Origin of the sequence: Paenibacillus konkukensis (assembly GCF_023523925.1) — a bacterium.
In the GTDB taxonomy this organism is placed as follows: Bacteria; Bacillota; Bacilli; order Paenibacillales; family NBRC-103111; genus Paenibacillus_S; species Paenibacillus_S doosanensis.
Map to the genome: position 1 here is coordinate 3,593,676 of NZ_CP027059.1, position 20,267 is coordinate 3,613,942.

The window sequence follows — 20,267 nt, forward strand, 5'->3', positions numbered from 1 at the left end:
AGCGTCAGCCGCTTAAAATAAAAAAACGTCTCCCGTAAATAAGAGACGTTGTCTTGGTCGATTATGACAAGCCGCGCATCGACCTTTTGTTCTTCAGCTTGCTCTTGCGCTGGCTTAGGATATTCAGCCTTCGTTTCAGCTGTTCCTCCCACTCGACATCGCCCCATGCCTTAGCCACCATCAAAAGGTCCAAAGACATATCGATTTGACTGCGTACGACCTCAAGAGGATCTTCGTTTTCATGATTCACGCAGTTCTCATATAATTCCGCTTGGCTGCGGTTCTCCACATATTCCTGAAAGTCAACCTCAGGGGCTCCGTCGCCATGCGCGTACTCGGCCAAAATATCGTACTCGCTTTCTACCAAATAATGAACCTCCACCCGATGACAAACGGGACAAAATAAAAGAGGAACATTGTGAATTTGTGTTCGTATATGTTTAAGTGTACCCTTCGTTCCAATCATACTGGCGCCGCAGCAAAAGCTCATGATTCATGCCTCCTGTAAGTTCTCCCTCAGGAAAACCGCATCTAAGAATAAGCCTACCTACTCTATTTCCGCCATTGACCCATATTGCTTACAGTATCCGGAACACGTGGAAGGGCCGTGTGCCCTCCATGCTCATTAGACGGCCTACAGAACAAAAAGTTGCGCTGCTTCCTCGCCCCGGAGCAAATAACTTATCGTCTATTATAACAGCAGGCGGCTTCTATGAACAAGGCACTTCGATATATTACCAATTATAAGCAGGACGTCTTAAGCGGATGTATAGTTACAGCGCCCTTGGCGCAACATGTAACGGTACCTTAATGAATATGAGCTTAGGACCGGGTTAATGAATGCCGCGGCAGCGAATGTTGTTAGCCTTCGAATTCTAAATCGCATAGCGCAGGCATACACTGTGACTATATCGGCAAAAGTCCGTTGTCGTGCCGCTCTTTGTACCTGCTACGGATTTTGCTATTCATACGTCGAAGGGAGAGGATCTTGTGCAATACATCCCGATCAGTTCCAAACAAATCGCCTTCGTGCATTACGATAATCAATCTTCGCAAATGCACATCCAATATCATACTGGACAAACGAAGATTTGCAGCGGCGTCGGGCAGGAGCAGGTCCAAAGACTGCTGCAATCGGATAATCCCTACGATATCATAGTCAGATTGACCCGCCAGCTTCAGCCGGCCGGACAGCAGGTGTAGAGCTCGCCTAACGGGGCTTCCCCGCGTGCGGAGCAAGCAGCATAAACGGCTTTGTCACGGTACGATTCGCATACCTGCTCTCGGGGTTCTCCCATCTCCGCTTTCGGGTGGAGATTTATTTATTTTCCAGCAAATCCTCGGTACGGGAAGTATAGTTCTCCTGCCGCGCGGAGATAGTAGAATAATAGAAAGCAGACCTTATTGCTTCATTTTTTCGAAAAAAAGAATCCAGGTATCCGTTTTCATTAGCGGCTGCGGGATTGACCGGCTTGGTATAAAAAGGTACTCTAAAAAAAACATCAAGCGAAGACTGGCGAAAATATGCCGCCCGCGATTTATGCGGCCGGCCGAAGAAGTATACTTTCGGATACGCAAAGGATGTGGATCGATTGCCAAGACATTTAGTCATCGGAAACGGAAAGTTTCTAATCAACCTAGACCGTCACACTTATATGAGAGATTTGTATTATCCCTATGTCGGACAATTGAACCATGTAGGCGGCTATCAGTGCAGAGTGGGCATATGGGTCGACGGCACGTTTTCATGGCTGAATGATCCGGAATGGAACTTCCAGCTCTCTTATACGGAAGATTCCCTGATCACCGAAGTGACCGCTTCTCACCCTCACCTGGGCATTACTTTGTTGATCAACGACGGGGTGCATCAGCGGGAAGACATTTATCTTAAGCGGGTGCAGATTCACAATCAATGGGAAACGGTCCGCGAGGTGCGCGTCTTCTTCAATCAAGATTTGGTTATCAACGAAACCGAAGTCGGCGACACAGCCGCTTATTACCCGGTGAATCATACCGTGTTTCATTATAAAAAAGACCGCTATTTCATGTTCAGCGGCAGCACGGGACCCGAAGGCATCTACCAGTATACGACCGGAGTCAAACGGTTCTACAATGCCGAAGGTACCTGGCGCGACGCGGAGGACGGCCATCTGATGGGCAACGCGATCGCCCAAGGATCGGTAGACAGCACGATCAGCTTCCGCCTTCACGTTCCGCCTCATTCGGACGAGACGATGTATTATTGGATGACGGTCGGCAAAAATCTCGAAGAAGTCAAAAAGCTCGACGCCTACGTGAAGGAAAGCCAGCCCGGCAAGCTGCTAGACCGGATCAAGGTATACTGGCAGCGCTGGGTGAACAAATCGGAGCGCGATTACGGCGATTTGAGCCCGGAGGTCATCTCTCTCTACAAGCAGAGCCTGCTGATCGTCCGCACGCAAACTGATGTCGGAGGAGCCATTATCGCGGCCAACGATTCGGATATCATGCAAAGCAACCGCGACCATTACAGCTATATGTGGCCGCGGGACGGCGCGCTGATCGCCTACGCGATGTCGATGGCCGGCTACCAAGGCATGATTACCCCGTTCTTCCATTTCTGCGCCAATGCGCTGTCCCCGGAAGGATACCTGCATCATAAATACAATCCGGACGGTACTGTAGGCTCCAGCTGGCATCCTTATATTCACGGGGGTAAAATGCAGCTGCCGATCCAGGAGGACGAAACGGCCCTCGTCTTGTTCGCGCTATGGCAGGATTTCCTGAAGCACGGCGACATTGAGCTTCCGCAATCGCTGTACAGCACGCTGATCCGCCGGGCCGCCCGCTTCATGTCGAGCTATATCGACCAGGACTTGAACCTGCCGAAGCCGAGCTACGACCTGTGGGAGGAACGCTACGGCATTTATACGTTCACCGCATCCGCCGTCTACGGCGGTCTTATCTCCGCCGCCAACTTCTGCAACCTGTTCGGCGACGAGGAGCGCAGCAGCCGGTACCGCCATACCGCCGAGCGAATCAAAGCCGGGATCATGAAGCATCTGTGGGATGAGGACGAACAGCGCTTCGTTCGCGGCCTCTATCTCGAAAACGGCGAATGGGTCAAAGACCGCACCTTCGAAAGCAGCGTCTACGGCATCTTCGAATTCGGCGTGCTTCCCGCCGACGACGAGCGCGTCGTACGAACGATGCAGGCCAACCGGGATCGGCTTACGATCCAGACCGAGGTCGGCGGCGTAGCCCGTTATTATCACGATTATTATTTCCAGCGTTCCTCGGATATCGAGAAAATCCCCGGCAACCCGTGGATCATCTGTACGCTCTGGATCGCCGAGTGGGAAATCGAGTGCGCCAAGACGTTAACCGATCTGGAATCGCCGCGGCGGACGCTCGAATGGGTCGTCAAGCACGCCATGGAGAGCGGCATATTGCCAGAGCAGCTGGACCCGTTCGACGGCAGCCCCGTTTCCGTAGCGCCGCTGACCTGGTCGCATGCGACCTACGTGCTTGCCGTCGTCAAATATATGGAGAAGTTTAAAAAGCTGGCCGGTTAGCGCATCACCCGGAACAAACCTGGCGTAACGGAATCCGTTATGGCCGGGTTTGCCGTGCTGCGCCGTCACTGGAACTCAAAATCCTCCCGCCAATCGAGGCCTTGGCTTCGAAGCCGCTTCGGGTATGCAAAAACAAAGCTTGCATGGGCTAATCGCCTTGCCATGCCAAGCTTTGTCGTGAGTGCGGCGCTGCAGTTAGCGGGCGGACGGCTGCCTTGCCCCAAGCTTCGCTTGCTCTCCGCCGGGAGCGAGCACCATCCTTTCCCGGCTCATGCAGCAGATGAAAACAAGCGTCAGCACCGCCGGAAGCAGCGCCCATAGAAACGTTTGCGCAATGGAAGAGGACAAGCCTTGAGCGATGGGCTGCAGCAGCTGCGGCGCAATCGCGCTTCTCGTCTCCGGCGATAACAGCGCGCGGGGGTCCTCCAGGCTGATGCCGGTTTGCCCGGCCTGCGCCCCGAGCGTCCCGGCCAGGTAGGAGGCGAACTCATTGCGCTGGATGATGCCGAATACCGTAATGCCGACAGTCATGCCGAGCGAGCGCAGGAAAGCCATCGTCGAGTTGGCCGAGCCGCGCTGAGCCGCTTCGAACTTGTGCATGACGGCCATGCCGAGCACGGAGAACGATGCGCCCGTCCCCAGTCCGACAAGCACCATATACAGCGTCAGCAAATACCGCGGCGTCTCGGGAGTCAGGGTAGCGAGCAAGGCGACTCCGGCGATAAAAACAACGGAGAAGATCAGCATGACGTCGCGGTAGCTGAGCTTGCCCGAACCGGCCAGGAAACCGCCGAGCTGCGCCGTGACGACGCTCCCCAGCATCATAGGCAGCAGAATGAGACCGGAACCGGTCGCGCTGCCTCCCATAACCCCCTGAACGTAGATAGGAATATATACGGTCGCCACGATAAAGGCCGCTCCGTAGAATAATCCGACGACATTGCTCATGGCGAACAGCCGGCTGCGGAACATCGCAAACGAAATGATCGGCTCCTTGGCCTTCGTTTCTATATATAGAAACAATGCGAACAGCGCGATAAATCCTCCGAGCAACCCGAGCATTTCCGCCGAGTCCCAAGCATACTGCTTGCCGCCGAGCTCCAGTCCGAACATCAGGCAGACAATGGCGCCGACCAGCGTTGCCGCGCCCCACCAATCGATTTTTTGCCGGACATGCTGCAGCGATTCCTTATAAAAAAGCGTAACGAGCAGAAGCGCCAGCAGCCCTAACGGAATGTTCACATAGAATACCCAATGCCAGTTAATATAATCGGTAATATAGGCTCCGAGCAGCGGCCCGAAAATGCTGGATAGACCGAAGACGGCCCCGAACATGCCCGACATCTTCCCCCGCTTCTCCGGCGGAAACACGTCGAAGACAATCGTGAACGCGATCGGCACGAGCGCCCCGCCCCCGATGCCCTGAATTGCGCGGTAAATGCTGAGCTGGACGATCGTCTGGGCCGTTCCGCACAAGATCGAGCCAAGTAAAAAGAGGATGAGACCGAAGATGAAAAAGCGCTTGCGGCCATACATATCGGAGAGCTTCCCGAATATCGGCATCCCCGCCATTTCGGCGACCATGTAAGCAGAAGTAACCCAGACGAATTTATCGAGTCCTCCCAGATCGGCCACAATCGTTCCCATCGCCGTAGCGACGATCGTATTGTCCATGGCGGCCATCAGAATGCCGAGCAGCAGTCCGGCGACGACGTAACCGAGCCGCTTCGTATTAGAGCTGCTTGATTTCATTGATTTGGGCCCCCTTGTCGCGGTCCATCGAATGCTTGTATTCGACCCTTTGAATCACGCAGCCCGGTCCTATCGTAATTCGGTTGCCGCGAACGGTTTGCGCTACCGTATGCTCCAAATAAATTTCATCGCCCTCGATCGTATCGGCTTTTAGCTGCTTGGAGGCGAATTTGGGTAGAAAAGGATTCAAAAATGACTTGAGTCCGCTTCTGCGCACCATAATCTTCTCTCCGCCGATTTCTTCAGCCTGGCAAGGCCAGTACATCGTCACGTCGATAATACCGCCGCTCAGCAAACCTCCGATCCGGAACCCGCCCTGCACTATCACCGTCTCGGCTTCACAGTCTCCTTCTACGTTAATCCCCCCCTCGACGTCAACGATCTCCCCGTTCAGGCTTCCGCCGACCGTTGTCGAGCCTTTGCCCTTCAATTGCCGGAAACCGGCATCGCCGTCGATCTTCGTTTCGCCGTTCACTTCCAGCGTATCTGAAATCCGGACCGCGCCGTGAATGCGGATAGAGCCGTTAATCGAGGCCTTCTCGGCTTGAAGGCTCCCGCGTACTTCGCTCTTGCCGTTCGTCCCAAACTCCACGCAATCAATATCGCTCAATAACTTTCCGTAGCCGTCGATGCGCACTTGGCGAAAGCGGCCTCCGCCGGACGAACCGCTGCCTGCGATAACCAAATCCTGTTCATTTCCATTTTCCATTGTTAATCCCTCCATTATCCGATTCTAAAGCTTCTGGTCATATTGTTTCTAAAAATGGGGTGAACTACGACGACTTTCTTCTGCGGTGACGTCGTTCGATCTCCTATAGGACTTTCACTCGCCATTCCAATAACAAAACAATGTTTCGTTATTCATTCATACGAAGCCGGGGCGCTCCTTGTTCCTCGATAATTCATTTTTCAGATCCAATGCGGTTGTCTTCATCTTATTTGGCGATTCGTCTTCGTTAACTCTCTCTCTTCACACTCCCGATTGCGGCAACTTATACTTCCGCCCCCTTCCTTCATCCTCATTCCGGCGCTGCCGCGACATTTTCTTTATAAACGGATTATAAACGATCCCTACTGACAGCTTTATGGCAGCATTCCCATCGCTTGTTTGCAAATATATAATCAGTGATCATCTTTCGATGGAATTTAGTGTAACATAACACTGTTACGTTGTAAATAAAAAAATAAAAAGCTCCATTTCAGAGCTTTTTCCATGCTGCATCCCTTGGGCGATACGCCCATTATTATGCCGCCGACCTTTATTCGTGCCCGTAGGTTGCTTCATACTTGGCCGCATCCCACAACCGGTCCAGCTCCGACGAATCGGATATTTCGAGCACAATCATCCATCCGCCGTCATACGGCGACATATTGATCGCCCCCGGGTTATTCTGCAGCGAACGGTTAATATCGATCACCTTTCCCGACAGCGGGGCATACATTTCCGAGACGGTTTTCACCGATTCCATGCTGCCGAACGGCTCTCCCGCCTTCAACTCGTCCCCTACTTCCGGAAGCTCCGCGAAGACGATCATCCCGAGCTCTTCCTGGGCAAAATCGGTCATCCCGACGATTGCCCGGTTTCCCTCCACGCGAACCCATTCGTGATTTTCGCTGTATTTCAAATGCTCCCTTATATCCACTAGCCCTTCCTCCTGCCTCATAAATAAAATCCCTCTAGCTGCAAGTATAGCAGACTAAAGGGAGTTTTAAAAATTCCTGTTCGATAAGAACCCGGTATTATTTCGCAACCAGATGGCTGTCGCCTTTCTTCCAGTTCATCGGGCACAGACCGCCGGATTGCAATGCTTCCAGTACGCGGAACGTTTCTTCTACGCTGCGGCCTACGTCGTTATGATTTACTACTTGATATTTCAATTCGCCTTCCGGATTGATGATGAACAAACCGCGAAGAGCGACGCCTTCTTCTTCGATCAGCACGCCGTAATCGCGCGCTACTTTCTTAGTCAAGTCGGAAGCCAGCGGGAAGCTTAATTTACCCAAGCCGTTATGCTCGATCGGAGTATTGATCCATGCGCGGTGGGAATGAATGCTGTCGGTGGATACGCCGAGCACTTCCGTGTTCAATTTTTTGAAATCTTCATACGCTCCGCTCAAAGCGGTAATTTCCGTCGGGCATACAAAGGTGAAATCAAGCGGATAGAAGAACAATACCAACCATTTGCCTTTATAATCGGACAAGGAAACTTTGCCGAAATCTTGGCCGTTGCCGCTTGCCGTTTCCATTGTAAAATCCGGTGCTTGTTTGCCTACCAAACGTTCTGCCATCTGCTTATATCCTCCCTTAATACTTGTCATTTACATGTAAAATCGTATCATTCGACAAATCGAAAGTCAAGATTATAACAATTCTTATTTTATAATAATTATAATTAACTGAACACAGGCCGCCAATGGAGAAAGACTCTTGACCACCCTCGACGGATGGAAGAGTCTTCTCATGACGGCTGCCAGTCAGCCGATTATTTTCTAATTGCGTTCACAATCAAATCGCCCATAGCCGTTGTGCCGATAGCTTTGCTCTTATCGACGGCGATGTCGCCCGTGCGGTGGCCTGCGTCGAGCACTTCCTTCACCGCGCGCTCGATAGCTTCAGCCGCATCGTGGTAGCCGAACGTGAGGCGGAACATCAAAGCGACGGAAAGAATCGTCGCGATCGGATTCGCTACGCCTTGACCCGCGATGTCCGGAGCGGAACCGTGCACCGGCTCGTACAATCCGAAGGCGCCTTCGCCGAGCGATGCGGACGACAGCATACCGATCGATCCTGTCAGCATAGCCGCTTCGTCGCTCAGAATGTCTCCGAACATGTTCTCGGTTACGATAACGTCGAAGCTGGACGGACGGCGCAGCAATTGCATCGCGCAGTTGTCGACCAGTACATGCTCCAGCTCTACATCCGGATAATCCGGAGCGATGCGGTTCACCGTTTCTCTCCATAAGCGGGAAGTCTCAAGCACGTTGGCTTTATCGACGGAAGCCAGCTTCTTGCGGCGGGTGCGGGCAATTTCGAACGCTTGACGGACGATGCGCTCTACTTCCTGCACGTTGTATACGCAAGTATCGACGGCTTCTTCTCCGTGTGCGCCTTCGCGGCGGAGCTTCTCGCCGAAATAGATGCCGCCGGTCAATTCGCGAACAACGATCAGATCCGTGCCTTCCAGCACTTCCGGCTTCAGCGTGGAAGCGTCTTTCAGACAGTCGAAGATAACAGCCGGACGAATGTTCGAGAACAAGCCCAGCGCCTTGCGGATGCCGAGAAGACCGGTTTCCGGACGAAGCTCTTTCGAGTTATTGTCCCATTTCGGTCCGCCTACAGCGCCCAGCAGGACGGCATCCGCTTTTTTACACAGATCCAGCGTTTCCTGCGGAAGCGGCGTTCCTTTCTCGTCGATGGCGATACCGCCGAACAAGCCGTGCTCGGTTTCAAAACCGTATCCGAATACCTCTTCGGTTTTTTTCAATACTTTTTCCGCTTCAGCGATAACCTCGGGTCCGATTCCGTCCCCGGCGATTACGGCGATTTTTTTTACGTCTGCCATTAGGTTCACTCCTACAATTTAGGTATTATATCTTTTGTACCACATTTAACCCTGTATGACAAAGATATAAAAGCTATCATTGTCATAGGGAACGCCTATAACCATACGAAACGTTCGTTCCCGGCCCTTCGAATAGGCTGGACAATGCAAAATAGTCCTCCTTAATAGCCCTCTCCTGGAAGATGAGCTATTAAGAGAACCTATATGCCTGCCTGCTTCCATTCGCGGCTTGCCTGATCTTGTTCCGGCGCCCTTCCGTTTCCTTTACACCACCGTTGCGCTGGAACCGTCCACCACATCCGGGTCCAATGTGTTCGTGCTGCTTGCTTGGTTATTCGCTACGGCTCCGAAGGAGTCGCCCGGCGAAAATGCGGCTGCCCCGCCATAGTTTTTGGAGGAACTGGACAATGCGACAAAGGCGGTATCTCCGATTTGCACATTAGAGCCTTGGCTTACGCTGTTGATTTTCAGATTCCCGACAATTGAAGGCATCGCTGCATACCTCTCCCGTCATAATTTTGCTCCCTAGTACATTGTATGGGGTTTTCGCCCAAACGCTACTGCCGTTCTTCTACCCATGCCTTATATTGTTTTCTAATGAGCAAAGGATTACAATGATTCGTATGTACCCACCCTCTATTCCATTGTGTTTAGTCAAAAGTCAAAAGGAGCTTATGTTATGAACTATCGATTCTCCGATACGATCGAAAGCTTCAAGTCATCCGCCGTTCGTGAAATCTTGAAGCTGACTCAGGGCAAATCCATCATTTCGCTCGCCGGAGGTTTGCCAAACGAGCAATACTTCCCCATCGAGGCGGTAAAAGATGCCTTTGCCCGCGTATTTGACGAAGGCAAGCAGGTACTGCAGTACGGCTTGACCGAGGGCTTTACCCCGCTTCGCGAGGATATCGCCAAACACCTGGAACGCAAAAATATCCGCGTCGGTATCGACGAAATGCTGCTTACAACCGGTTCCCAGCAAGCGATCGATCTGCTCACACGCGTCTATATCGACCCGGGCGACATTATTCTCGTGGAGCGGCCAACCTATCTGGCGGCGATTCAAATTTTCCAATCCCGCAAAGCGAACATCATTTCCGTAGACTGCGATGACGAGGGCATGATTTTATCCGATCTGGAAGCCAAAATCAAGCGGCATAACCCGAAGATGATCTATGTCATTCCGACCTTCTCCAACCCGTCGGGCAAAGTATGGAGCCTGGAGCGGCGCCAAGGGACGCTGGAGCTGTGCAAGCGCAGCAATGTGCTTATCCTCGAGGACGATCCTTACGGCGAGCTGCGTTTCGGCGGAGGAGAAGCGATGCCGTCGCTCTTCTCGCTGGACGAGCATCCGGGCGGCTGCGTCGTCTATACGAGCACCTTCTCCAAAATCGTCGCACCCGCATTGCGCACGGGCTGGATCATCGGAGACCCGCAGCTCATCGTGCATATGACACGCGCCAAGCAAGCGGCCGATCTGCACTCCAGTTCGATGGATCAGCAGGCGCTGCATCAGCTGTTCCTGCACTTCGATCTTTACGGTCATATTGATCTGGTTCGCAGAGAATACGAAGGCCGGATGCGGCAGATGGTCGAGCTGCTGAAGCAGCAGGATTGGCCGGATACCCGCTGGATTGAGCCTAAGGGCGGCATGTTCATCTGGCTGGAGATGCCGGAGCGCATCAATACTGAAGAGCTGCTGAAGCTGGCTGTACAAGAAGGCGTCGCTTTCGTGCCCGGCGTCAGCTTCTTCGCAACAGAGCCGCAGTATAATACGATGCGGCTCAATTTCACTCATACCGACAGCCAACAAATGATTGAGGGCATCGAACGTTTGAATCGGGCTATTCGCAAAGTGCTGTAGCTTTTAGGAGACCGCGTCGTTCACGGAAATCCCCGAGTATAGGAAAAGAGCAGCCTCCAGACGGAGACTGCTCTTTTTTTTGCTGGTATGGTTACAAGAACGAGATCTCATGGCCGTCGTCTTCGCTCTGTTAGATCCAAGCTCTGGAGACGATTACCAACAAAATGAACAGAACCAGAATAACGCCCGTGCTAGTAAACACGCCGCCACAACTGCAGCCAACTCCTCCTAATCCGTATCCCATAGATCTCATCCTCCCTTCTTAAAGGATATGATGTATGGTATGTGGTTAGGGATCGTAACGAGTGGGCTCTCCAAGGAATAGGGCGTTTCCCCAGATCTTCCATTAGCCGATACCCTATTGGCCGAACCTCGATAGATGACCCGCCCTAGCCGCCTCGCCTCTCACCCGATGCGCACGAAAAACGCCTCTCCGCCATGCTCGAAGGCATGGTCAGGGAGGCGTTCCTCTTGCCGCAGCGGTTAGATCAGCATTACGCTGCCGCGGCAGATTCGCGCGGGGAACCTGCCCATCTGAGGCAGGCGGTTACCGCATCGATATTACTTCTTGATCCAGTGCATCATTTCACGCAACTGGGAACCTACTTGCTCAAGCGGATGCTCGGATTCCAGACGGCGAGTCGCGGTCAAGAAAGCGCGGCCGGATTGGTTTTCCAAGATAAAGTCGCGAGCGAATTTACCTTGTTGGATATCGGAAAGCACTTCTTTCATCGCTTTCTTCGTTTCTTCCGTAATGATGCGAGGACCTGTTACATAGTCGCCGTATTCAGCCGTGTTGGAGATGGAATGTCTCATCGTAGCCAATCCGCCTTCATACATCAGGTCAACGATCAATTTCAGCTCGTGCAAGCACTCGAAGTAAGCCATTTCCGGAGCGTAGCCGGCTTCAACCAAAGTTTCGAAGCCTGCTTTAACCAATGCGGATGCGCCGCCGCAAAGAACGGCTTGCTCGCCGAACAAGTCGGTTTCGGTTTCTTCGCGGAAGGACGTTTCGATAACGCCTGCGCGTGTGCAGCCGATCCCTTTAGCATAAGCCAAGCCGATTTCTTGCGCTTTGCCAGTCGCATTTTGGTGAATCGCGATCAGACCAGGCACGCCGAAGCCTTCTACGTATACGCGGCGAACCATGTGGCCCGGGGATTTAGGAGCTACCAGCAAAACGTCTTTGTCTGCGGACGGGTTGATTTGACCGAAATGAACGTTGAAACCGTGGGAGAACATGATCGTTGCGCCTTGTTTCAGGTTCGGTTCGATTTCGTTATGGTATACGCTGGCTTGCGTTTCATCCGGCATAAGGATTTGTACCACATCAGCCAATTTTGTAGCTTCTGCAACGGAGAATACTTCGAAACCGTCGTTTTTCGCTTGCTCAAAGGATTTACCTTGGCGAAGACCGACGATTACTTTCAGACCGCTGTCACGCAAGTTTTGCGCTTGTGCGTGGCCTTGGCTTCCGTAACCGATGATTGCGATTGTTTTTCCTCTTAATACGTTGAGATCAGCATCTTTTTCATAAAAAGTAGTAACTGCCATGGATAATAGCTCCTCCTTTAATTTAAAAACCCTGTGAGTGGGCGATGCAGCGGACGGCCGGGCTGACGCGATATCGGCGAGCTCGGGGGACCGCCGGCAGCTATCTTGCTTCGCGATCCGTTCCATCCCCCACTCACAGAGTAGTTTTAACCGATTAATATTCATTCATGTAAAGCAATAAAGTGCGAAACTATTTCACTGAACCCCGAATCATTGCGGTAACGCCGGTTCTCGACAGCTCGCGGATGCCGTAAGGCTTCAGCAGCTCGACCATCGCGTCGATTTTCTCGGAATCGCCGACAACCTGCACGATCAGCGAGGAAGGCCCGATGTCCACGATCGCGGCGCGGAACGTCTCGACAACGCCGAGAATCTCAGGACGCGCGCTTGGCTCGGCGCTCACTTTGATCAGGGCCAGCTCGCGCGCCACCATCGGGTTGGAGCTGAGGTCGACGACCTTAATGACGTCGATCAGCTTGTACAGCTGCTTGGATACTTGCTCCAGCGTTTTCTCGTCGCCCGTCGTGACGATGACCATCCGGGACAAGCCCGATTCCTCGGACTCGCCGACCGTAATGCTCTCGATATTGAAGCCCCTGCGTCCGAACAAGCCGGATACGCGCTGCAGAACGCCGGGCTGATTATTCACTAATACGGAAATGGTATGTTTGTAAGTCATTCCGAATCCCCCATTATCATTTCATCTACCGTCGAGCCTTGTGTAACCATCGGATACACATTCTCTCCTTTGCGAACCACGAATTCGACGAGTACCGGACCTGGGGTGTCCAGCGCTTCCTGCCATGCGCGGCGGGCTTCCTCCTTGTTCGTCGCTCTGAGGCCCTTGACGCCGTAGGCTTCCGCCAATTTCACAAAATCCGGGCTGCCGGCCAGGTCGATATGGCTGTAACGGTTGTCATAGATGATTTCCTGCCATTGACGCACCATGCCCAGCACCTGGTTATTGATGACGGCAATTTTTACAGGAATGTTGTTAATGGCGCAGATCGCAAGCTCCTGCGAACACATCTGCATGCCGCCGTCTCCGTTGATCGATACGACCAAGCGGTCCGGATGCGCCACCTGCGCTCCGATCGCGGACGGGAAGCCGAAGCCCATCGTGCCGAGCCCGCCGGAGGTGATAAACGAACGCGGATGGTTGAATTTGTAATACTGCGCCGCCCACATCTGATGCTGGCCTACGTCCGTCGATACGATCGCTTCGCCTTTCGTCGTTTCATGGATCATTTCAATGACGTATTGCGGCTTCAACTCGGTCTCGGAATCTTTATAGCGAAGCGGATGATTCCGCTTGTTCTCTTGAACGAGCTTGATCCATTCTTCGGATTGAGCCGGTTTCGCTTTTTGCAGCGCCTGCTGCAGCACCGCTTTGACATCGCCGACGCAAGGAATCGTCGCTTCGATAATTTTGCCGATTTCGGCCGGATCGACATCGATGTGTACGATCTTCTTCGCTTTCGGCGCGAAGCCGTCGACCTTCATCGTCACCCGATCGTCGAAACGGGCGCCGATGCTGATCAGCAAATCGCAGCTTTGCAGCGCTTTGTTAGCCGTGTAGGCGCCGTGCATCCCCGGCATGCCGATCCACAGTTCATGCGCGCTCGGGAATCCGCCCAGACCGAGAAGCGTCGTCGTAACCGGGATGCGCGTCTTTTCTGCAAAAGCCAGCAGCTCGTCGGCTGCGTTCGAGTATACGACGCCGCCCCCGGCCAGAATGAGCGGGCGCTCCGATTCGGCGATAGCTTCGAGCATCCGGTCCACCTGCAGCTTGTTCGGCTGAACGGTCGGATTGTAGCCGCGAATTTCGACTTTCTCCGGATAGTAATAAGGCGCTTTGTCGTTCGATACGTCCTTCGGAATATCGATTAATACCGGTCCTTTGCGTCCGGTCGAAGCGATATGGAACGCCTCCTTGATGATGCGCGGCAAGTCGTTTACGTCGCGAACCAGATAGCTGTGCTTCGTAATCGGCATCGTAATTCCCGTAATGTCCGCTTCTTGGAACGCATCGGTTCCGATCACCGATGTCGCTACGTTCCCTGTGATGACAACGAGAGGCACCGAGTCCATATAAGCCGTGGCAATACCCGTTACTAAGTTGGTCGCTCCAGGTCCGGAAGTCGCGATACAGACGCCAACCTTCCCTGTGGAACGCGCGTAGCCGTCCGCCGCATGGATAGCTCCTTGCTCGTGACGAGTCAGGAGATGCTTGAAATCCGGATTGCCGTGCATCGCATCGTAAATATATAAAACCGCTCCGCCCGGATAACCGAAGACGCAATCCACATCCTCCAGCAACAAGCTGCGCAGAAGCATTTCCGACCCTGTGATAATATCCGGCTGCAGCAGTTCATTATGCAATTGTTCTTTTGACTTTTGTGTGGTTTGTACGATCATGATTTGTCCTCCTCTCGAAAAATGGGAACTACGTTAAATAACCAAAAAACCCCTTTCGCCCCAAACGCAACCAAATGCGTCTGAAGGGACGAAAGGGGTCTAATCCTCCGTGGTACCACCCAGAATTTGTCATCTGCCTCACGGCAAATAACCTTAGCAGGTAAGATGCAGCATATGCAAAATTACCTTCAGCACGGTAACGTGTGCTATTCCGATTCCCCCTACTAGCTACATCCGTCATTGCGACGTACTTTTCAGGAAAACAGCTCCGAGGTGAGCTCGTACATAAGGGATTAAGGCATCGGTTGCAGCTTATCCTTTGCTCTCTGAACATAAGAGCCCTTATAACTTCGTCCTCATCATTGCCGTTATCAGCAAGTTGTACTTTTCAATAATTATATGCCGAATTGGGGGAAGAGTCAAGCGTAATTCAATGGGCAATACTGCCACTCATTTCGATTTACTTAATTTTTTTTATCTATGATATAATGTTGCTCGGAGAATCTCCAATGCCTTTCTCCCTCATCTCAACGTAAAGGAAATCACAGTATGAAGGCATTACAAAAAGGCATATCCTGGTTCATGTTTTTTTTAGTTTTCGCGGTAGAATTCGCCCTGGGGTATTATATGGCGATCTGCCTTGGATTCATCCATTCCGATGCGCTGAGCCGGGTAGCTAATGCTTTTTTCGTTCTATACAGCCGTCAGCCGCATCTGGGTGCAATCGGGTTCATCTGGAATCCACTCCCCAGCTTTTTGGAGGTTATCGTACTTACCTTATATCCTATATTCAAAACTCTGGCCACCCATGGCTTGGCGGGTGTTATTGTAAGCAGCTTCTTTGCCGGACTTTCCGCAAAACTGATTTACGATGCCGGCACCCACTTCAAATTATCGACTTTTCTAAAAATTGTCCTTGTTTTGTTATATTGCTTCAATCCTTTTATTTTACTGTTCGGTGCTGATGGTATGAGCGACATTCCGTTCATTTACTTTATCATGTACGCCACCGTACATTTCACGATCTGGCTTCGGGAATACGGCCCTGGGAGCTTGATTAAGTGTGCTTTCGCTCTTGCGCTCGCTTTTTGGGTTCGTTACGAAGCCGCTATGGTGGGTGGGGCTATAGCCGTATGTATCCTGCTGATTATGTGGAACAAACGAAGCAACGATCAGCTCACCTTCAAAGAGCGGTACTTTAAAACCGAGGCCAGCTCCATCATTGCCTTAACCCCCCTTGCCTTTTCGGGAATACTGTGGGTCTTCTTCAATTATATCATCATGGGCAATCCGTTATATTTTTTAAATTCGGAATATTCCAATACCGCTCAGTCTCAAACATTGGCAGAAACCAGTGCCCAAATCCAAAACGTTCGGTCAAGTTTATTTACGATAATGTATTATATCGGCAAAAAAATGGCTTGGTTCTCCGCGCCTTACTTAACGCTGATAATTATTCACCTTATTAACGGGAAGCTGTTTAGTAAAGATACGATTAGAGCGACAGCGTTGTTTCTGTGTATTCCCAGCTTGCAGGTGCTGCTGCTTTTCAAAGGCTCCTCCATGGTGTTCTTCCGATATTTTATGTATATCTTCCCTCTCATGGTGGCCTTGATGCCTTATACTTTATTTAGAGCTGCTTGGAAAAAACTATCCGCCTTGCTCTGTATCGCCAGCTTAATAGTTACTGGAGTCATGCTCAGCTATGCCTTATCCAAACCTAATTTAGCTGGAGATGAGTATAACGTGCTGCTCGGTTTCCAGCGACAAGGTTATTATTATCAAAGACAAGTGGATGACAGAGCTATCTCCGCTTGGATCGACGAGCATCTACCCAATAATTCCATCATTACCGATTCCAGCTCGTCCTATGGCTTTATACTGAGCAGCAGCAATCCGAAAAAATATATAATAAACAGCGACAACGCATTATTCAACGCTTTCCTGGACAATCCGTCGCCGGATACAGCCGAATATGCTCTTGTTCCCAATAATTTGCTGAGCAATAATTTGCCGAGCAAGCTAAACGACAAATACTTCAAGTTGTATAATGAAGGTATGCCTTGGGCAGAGTTGTACCATGATTTTAACAATGAATGGCGCCTCTATAAGATCATAAAGCCTCAAAATGTGGAATCTAGCCAGCAAAAAAATTTTCATGATCAGCAATAATTTTCAATGATAGAAAGGTCGGTTACAGATGAGGGTAGGAATCATCGGTTTTGGAAAAATGGGTATGCTTCATGGCGCCTTGCTGCATTCTATAGAGAACGTCGAGCTAGTCGCGATTACGGATACGTCAAAATTTGTGTTAAACGGTTTTAAATCCTTATTTCCGAATATTCGGGTATTTACTTCTTACGAAAAAATGATCGACTCCTGCGACCTCCATGCCGTCATTATCGCCACGCCTTCGTTTAATCACGTTTCTATTGCCAAGTACGCACTGGAGCGCGGGCTGGATCTCTTTATCGAGAAACCTTTAAGCAATACGCTGAAGGACTGCAAGGAATTGCTTCAATTGGCGCAAAACCGCAATGCCGTTGTAATGATAGGCTTCTGCATGAGATACAACCCGATGTTTGCGAAGGGTAAAGAGATTGTTGACTCCAGAATAGTAGGGGATATCATCAAGGCGGATGCTTATATATATTGTTCTGACGTCCTGTCTCAGCAAAGCGGCTGGAGATTCGATCCCGCAATATCCGGCGGAGGCGTCCTGATTGATTTTGCAGTCCATATGGTTGACCTGCTGTATCATTATTTCGGCAATGCCTCTGCTGTAAGCGGCAATATCTCCAGCGTATACTCTAGACAAGTAGAGGATGAAACTACCGCAGAGCTTTACTTTCAGAGCGGGTTACAAGCGACTTTGCACGCTTCATGGAGCAAGCCCGAATACCGAAAGCCGTTTTACAAAATCGAAATTGCTGGATCGTTGGGTTCATTATCGATAACGGATCAGGATATTCAGTTAAACGTTGGCGGAATAGAGAAAATCTATTATCCTGAGCATTACGAAGGATATTATATCGATATAGGCGGCCCCCATTTTTCCAAACAGATGGAGTCGTTCGTCAAGAGCGTTCAAACCAGACAGGAACCTAAAGCTAACTTAACGGCAGGATTGCACACTCAGAATATTATTAATGCGATATATACTTCCGCAGCCACAGGTAAGAGACAAGCTGTAAGTGAGGACGATACACTATGACAATCGACATTGATTCCATTATACTCGGCGATAATCAGTTTTTCGGCGTAAACCATATGTCACATGAACGGGGAAATGTGACTCAAGAGCATTTTAAGAATATTGAGGAAATTAAAAAGGTTCTCTTCTATGCCATCGACAACGGCGTGTCCGGAATCATGTTCTCTACGCACCCCGCTATTTATCAAATTACCGATATGATTCGGGCGGATCACGCTTTACGGGACCACTTCAATATTTATGTCAACGTCCCTTATGTTACAAAATACATCAGCATGATTAATACAATGGGACTCTTCGGCACAATTCAAAAAATGCTTGAAGGTAAATCGTATTTGGATAAAGCCGGTTATGTATTAAAAAGCTTAATGAATGTAGGCACCAAGAATTACTTGCAAATAGCCAACCGGTTAATTGACGCAGAGCTCAACCCGTTCTATGATTTGAAAGTAAAATCGATTTTTCTGCACAACGCGCTGACTGATCTTGCTTTAGGCTATAAAATGGAGAATGTCATTACAAGTTATGACAGTTATATCAAAAAGCAATACGGGGCTATTCCAGCGTACGGTACGTTGAATTACCCCCGTTTCAGTCAATTTCTAAACGATGCAGGCATTTCCCAGTCACTCGTCATGACCGCCGTGAACAAGAAAGGCTTCCTCATGAATCCTGGCCGCGAAGCCGTCGAAGCGGAAATAACGAAAGGCTCCCACACCGTTCTGGCTATGGCTACGTTGGCCTCCGGAAGCATCTCTCCCGAAGAAGCCTATGATTATGTGTTTTCCTTGGGACACATCAAGCATGTCGTCGTAGGGCTCTCTTCCAAACATCATGCCGATGAAACCTTCCGAATTTTGAGAAGATATTTACGATAGAGGAGCGAATTACTTTGTTTCTTAAGATGCTTCTATTAGTGGCAGCTTCATGCTCGCTCAATGCGACTGGCAATACGCTGTGGAAATTGGAATTTTCAAAAAAACCGTTAGACTTCTCTTCATTCTCAACCTTATTGAGCACTTTTTGGTCATGGAAGATTCTTCTGGGGATGCTTTCCTATTTCTGCTCCATGCTGTTGTTCTTTTATTTGCTGTCTAAGTTCAAACTGTCCTTAATCATTCCCTTAACTTCATTAACATACATTTTGAACCTAGGGGCAGCTTTCTTCCTATTCAAGGAGAAAATCTCCATGCTGCAATTGCTGGGAACCCTTATTATTATCGCAGGAATTTTGGTGCTCATGCGCGCCAATCCTGTTGAAAGTTAAAAAATGCACCGCTCCATTTGGCAGGGACTCCTCCATCTCCCGTACCATATGTGACGGTGCATTTTTTCATTATGAAACACTATGCCGATCCATCTGACTTTCAGCTTGGCCGGATGGTATCGTATAACTTGTACGTTCATTAACCAAATAATTGGGACGACGCTTAAGCTCGTTAAAGATTTGAGCCATATAGACTCCTAAGAGTCCTATGCTAAACATCAACACGCTACCTATAAATAACAATAGGATGATTACTGTCGTAAAACCGTCCAGTGCGTCTCCTAAAAGCTTTAATACCAAAGAATAAATCCCAAGCACAACACTGACAATGAAAGTGACGACCCGAGAACGGTCACTATTTGCAGGGGAGCCGAAGAGAAAGCCGTCAAAGCGGTGACCGATAATCGAAACAATCGAAATACGGACCAACGCGTCCCGCCGCCCTTTCGTTCCGGAACAACAAAAGGAATTTGCGCCGTCGGGTATCCCATCCACTGAATTAAACCTCTAAAGAAACGGTTTTTTTCATTTAAGTTCAGGTAAGCTCGAACCACTTTGGCATCAAGCAATTTGAAATCACAACGGTCCTTCAGATCAATGCCGGACAGTTTGCCGAACAGCTGGTAAAATAAGCTGGCCATCCGTTTATAAGAGCGAGTCTCCACTCCACGATCGATTTTCACAGCCTCCACGACGTCAATCCCGCTCTGCCAAAGTTTGACCATGCTCTCTACCAATTCAGGAGGATGCTGCAGATCGCAATCCATAACAACAATCGCATCTGCAGCGTTTGCTTGGACCAGACCGGCTTCAATAGCCCCTTCCTTGCCAAAGTTCCGCGTAAGGCTTATGAGTTCACACCCGTAGGTATGACGGCAAAAGTCCCGAACAAGACTAGGAGTCAAGTCCCTGGAACCATCGTCCACGCATATAAACGCGAAGGATACCTTCAATGTTTTTTCATAGGAACGCAGCATTTGCGTTATTTGAGTCAGATTCTCTATAATACCGATCTCTTCATTATACATTGGAATGACAACGGCTACCGATTTGAGTTTGGTTAATGGTTTATTATCCATGC

19 protein-coding genes are annotated in these 20,267 nt (G+C 50.3%); 7 read left to right on the plus strand and 12 right to left on the minus strand.

Features of this window, described 5'->3' with window-relative positions; all coding sequences use genetic code 11:
* Positions 1 to 61: 61 nt before the first annotated feature.
* Positions 62 to 490, minus strand: coding sequence for a hypothetical protein (locus tag SK3146_RS15320; RefSeq protein WP_249865840.1), 429 nt, complete (start codon positions 488 to 490; stop codon positions 62 to 64).
* 500 nt (positions 491 to 990) lie between these two features.
* Between SK3146_RS15320 and SK3146_RS15325 the strand changes: the two genes are divergently transcribed.
* Both SK3146_RS15325 and SK3146_RS15330 read left to right on the plus strand, forming a co-directional pair.
* Complete coding sequence (locus SK3146_RS15325; RefSeq protein ID WP_249865841.1) at positions 991 to 1,203, plus strand: KTSC domain-containing protein; 213 nt, start codon at positions 991 to 993, stop codon at positions 1,201 to 1,203.
* A gap of 389 nt (positions 1,204 to 1,592) precedes the next feature.
* The gene (locus tag SK3146_RS15330; RefSeq protein WP_249865842.1) at positions 1,593 to 3,554 is read left to right on the plus strand and encodes a glycoside hydrolase family 15 protein; all 1,962 of its coding nucleotides are present in this window, start codon (positions 1,593 to 1,595) and stop codon (positions 3,552 to 3,554) included.
* A gap of 195 nt (positions 3,555 to 3,749) precedes the next feature.
* Here SK3146_RS15330 and SK3146_RS15335 read toward each other — a convergent pair whose 3' ends face one another.
* From SK3146_RS15335 to SK3146_RS15360, 6 genes are all read right to left on the minus strand, one after another.
* Positions 3,750 to 5,306 carry an MDR family MFS transporter gene (locus SK3146_RS15335; protein WP_249865843.1) on the minus strand — a complete coding sequence of 519 codons (1,557 nt, stop codon included), beginning with the start codon at positions 5,304 to 5,306 and terminating at the stop codon, positions 3,750 to 3,752.
* A complete protein-coding gene (locus tag SK3146_RS15340) occupies positions 5,287 to 6,015 on the minus strand; it encodes a bactofilin (protein WP_249865844.1) in 729 nt (242 codons plus the stop codon). The genes SK3146_RS15335 and SK3146_RS15340 overlap by 20 nt, the downstream gene beginning before the upstream one ends.
* Before the next feature lie 550 nt (positions 6,016 to 6,565).
* Positions 6,566 to 6,949, minus strand: a complete 384-nt coding sequence (gcvH, locus tag SK3146_RS15345) for a glycine cleavage system protein GcvH (RefSeq protein WP_249865845.1) — start codon at positions 6,947 to 6,949, stop codon at positions 6,566 to 6,568.
* A gap of 97 nt (positions 6,950 to 7,046) precedes the next feature.
* On the minus strand, positions 7,047 to 7,595 hold the full coding sequence (locus SK3146_RS15350; protein WP_249865846.1) for a peroxiredoxin: 549 nt from the start codon (positions 7,593 to 7,595) through the stop codon (positions 7,047 to 7,049).
* Positions 7,596 to 7,789: 194 nt separating this feature from the next.
* A complete protein-coding gene (gene leuB, locus SK3146_RS15355; RefSeq protein WP_249865847.1) occupies positions 7,790 to 8,869 on the minus strand; it encodes a 3-isopropylmalate dehydrogenase in 1,080 nt (359 codons plus the stop codon).
* 264 nt (positions 8,870 to 9,133) lie between these two features.
* On the minus strand, positions 9,134 to 9,361 hold the full coding sequence (locus SK3146_RS15360) for a spore germination protein (RefSeq protein WP_249865848.1): 228 nt from the start codon (positions 9,359 to 9,361) through the stop codon (positions 9,134 to 9,136).
* A 187-nt stretch (positions 9,362 to 9,548) separates the two neighbouring features.
* Between SK3146_RS15360 and SK3146_RS15365 the strand changes: the two genes are divergently transcribed.
* Complete coding sequence (locus SK3146_RS15365) at positions 9,549 to 10,733, plus strand: aminotransferase-like domain-containing protein (RefSeq protein ID WP_249865849.1); 1,185 nt, start codon at positions 9,549 to 9,551, stop codon at positions 10,731 to 10,733.
* Between the two features lie 130 nt (positions 10,734 to 10,863).
* On the opposite strand, the gene SK3146_RS15370 is transcribed toward SK3146_RS15365, so the two are convergent.
* The 4 genes from SK3146_RS15370 to ilvB all read right to left on the minus strand — a co-directional run bounded on the left by SK3146_RS15370 (position 10,864) and on the right by ilvB (position 14,705).
* Positions 10,864 to 10,977 carry a YjcZ family sporulation protein gene (locus tag SK3146_RS15370; RefSeq protein ID WP_249865850.1) on the minus strand — a complete coding sequence of 38 codons (114 nt, stop codon included), beginning with the start codon at positions 10,975 to 10,977 and terminating at the stop codon, positions 10,864 to 10,866.
* Positions 10,978 to 11,294: 317 nt separating this feature from the next.
* Positions 11,295 to 12,287, minus strand: a complete 993-nt coding sequence (gene ilvC, locus SK3146_RS15375) for a ketol-acid reductoisomerase (protein WP_249866312.1) — start codon at positions 12,285 to 12,287, stop codon at positions 11,295 to 11,297.
* A gap of 190 nt (positions 12,288 to 12,477) precedes the next feature.
* Positions 12,478 to 12,966 carry an acetolactate synthase small subunit gene (ilvN, locus tag SK3146_RS15380; protein ID WP_249865851.1) on the minus strand — a complete coding sequence of 163 codons (489 nt, stop codon included), beginning with the start codon at positions 12,964 to 12,966 and terminating at the stop codon, positions 12,478 to 12,480.
* Complete coding sequence (ilvB, locus tag SK3146_RS15385; protein WP_249865852.1) at positions 12,963 to 14,705, minus strand: biosynthetic-type acetolactate synthase large subunit; 1,743 nt, start codon at positions 14,703 to 14,705, stop codon at positions 12,963 to 12,965. The genes ilvN and ilvB overlap by 4 nt, the downstream gene beginning before the upstream one ends.
* 549 nt (positions 14,706 to 15,254) lie before the next feature.
* Between ilvB and SK3146_RS15390 the strand changes: the two genes are divergently transcribed.
* Genes SK3146_RS15390 through SK3146_RS15405 form a run of 4 tightly spaced genes read left to right on the plus strand, consistent with a single transcriptional unit; the run spans position 15,255 to position 19,186 of the window.
* Positions 15,255 to 16,877: a hypothetical protein gene (locus SK3146_RS15390; protein WP_249865853.1), complete on the plus strand. Its 1,623-nt coding sequence runs from the start codon at positions 15,255 to 15,257 to the stop codon at positions 16,875 to 16,877.
* Positions 16,878 to 16,905: 28 nt separating this feature from the next.
* Positions 16,906 to 17,919 carry a Gfo/Idh/MocA family protein gene (locus SK3146_RS15395; protein ID WP_249865854.1) on the plus strand — a complete coding sequence of 338 codons (1,014 nt, stop codon included), beginning with the start codon at positions 16,906 to 16,908 and terminating at the stop codon, positions 17,917 to 17,919.
* The gene (locus SK3146_RS15400) at positions 17,916 to 18,797 is read left to right on the plus strand and encodes an aldo-keto reductase family protein (RefSeq protein ID WP_249865855.1); all 882 of its coding nucleotides are present in this window, start codon (positions 17,916 to 17,918) and stop codon (positions 18,795 to 18,797) included. Before SK3146_RS15395 ends, SK3146_RS15400 begins: the two co-directional genes overlap by 4 nt.
* A 26-nt stretch (positions 18,798 to 18,823) precedes the next feature.
* A complete protein-coding gene (locus tag SK3146_RS15405) occupies positions 18,824 to 19,186 on the plus strand; it encodes an EamA family transporter (RefSeq protein ID WP_249865856.1) in 363 nt (120 codons plus the stop codon).
* Between the two features lie 290 nt (positions 19,187 to 19,476).
* Here the strand turns inward: SK3146_RS15405 and SK3146_RS15410 are convergent, their stop codons facing one another.
* Positions 19,477 to 20,265 (minus strand): glycosyltransferase family 2 protein, encoded by a 789-nt coding sequence (locus SK3146_RS15410; RefSeq protein ID WP_249865857.1) that lies wholly within the window; start codon positions 20,263 to 20,265, stop codon positions 19,477 to 19,479.
* Positions 20,266 to 20,267: the final 2 nt, after the last annotated feature.

What these genes read in the sequence shown, in the direction of transcription:
- SK3146_RS15370 (WP_249865850.1), bottom strand. Translation starts at nt 10,977, where the DNA reads ATGGGATACGGATTAGGAGGAGTTGGCTGCAGTTGTGGCGGCGTGTTT.
- SK3146_RS15365 (WP_249865849.1), top strand. Translation starts at nt 9,549, where the DNA reads ATGAACTATCGATTCTCCGATACGATCGAAAGCTTCAAGTCATCCGCC.
- SK3146_RS15390 (WP_249865853.1), top strand. Translation starts at nt 15,255, where the DNA reads ATGAAGGCATTACAAAAAGGCATATCCTGGTTCATGTTTTTTTTAGTT.
- SK3146_RS15395 (WP_249865854.1), top strand. Translation starts at nt 16,906, where the DNA reads ATGAGGGTAGGAATCATCGGTTTTGGAAAAATGGGTATGCTTCATGGC.
- SK3146_RS15405 (WP_249865856.1), top strand. Translation starts at nt 18,824, where the DNA reads ATGCTTCTATTAGTGGCAGCTTCATGCTCGCTCAATGCGACTGGCAAT.
- ilvN (WP_249865851.1), bottom strand. Translation starts at nt 12,966, where the DNA reads ATGACTTACAAACATACCATTTCCGTATTAGTGAATAATCAGCCCGGC.
- SK3146_RS15320 (WP_249865840.1), bottom strand. Translation starts at nt 490, where the DNA reads ATGAGCTTTTGCTGCGGCGCCAGTATGATTGGAACGAAGGGTACACTT.
- leuB (WP_249865847.1), bottom strand. Translation starts at nt 8,869, where the DNA reads ATGGCAGACGTAAAAAAAATCGCCGTAATCGCCGGGGACGGAATCGGA.
- SK3146_RS15360 (WP_249865848.1), bottom strand. Translation starts at nt 9,361, where the DNA reads ATGCCTTCAATTGTCGGGAATCTGAAAATCAACAGCGTAAGCCAAGGC.
- SK3146_RS15400 (WP_249865855.1), top strand. Translation starts at nt 17,916, where the DNA reads ATGACAATCGACATTGATTCCATTATACTCGGCGATAATCAGTTTTTC.
- ilvB (WP_249865852.1), bottom strand. Translation starts at nt 14,705, where the DNA reads ATGATCGTACAAACCACACAAAAGTCAAAAGAACAATTGCATAATGAA.
- SK3146_RS15335 (WP_249865843.1), bottom strand. Translation starts at nt 5,306, where the DNA reads ATGAAATCAAGCAGCTCTAATACGAAGCGGCTCGGTTACGTCGTCGCC.
- SK3146_RS15350 (WP_249865846.1), bottom strand. Translation starts at nt 7,595, where the DNA reads ATGGCAGAACGTTTGGTAGGCAAACAAGCACCGGATTTTACAATGGAA.
- ilvC (WP_249866312.1), bottom strand. Translation starts at nt 12,287, where the DNA reads ATGGCAGTTACTACTTTTTATGAAAAAGATGCTGATCTCAACGTATTA.
- SK3146_RS15410 (WP_249865857.1), bottom strand. Translation starts at nt 20,265, where the DNA reads ATGGATAATAAACCATTAACCAAACTCAAATCGGTAGCCGTTGTCATT.
- SK3146_RS15340 (WP_249865844.1), bottom strand. Translation starts at nt 6,015, where the DNA reads ATGGAAAATGGAAATGAACAGGATTTGGTTATCGCAGGCAGCGGTTCG.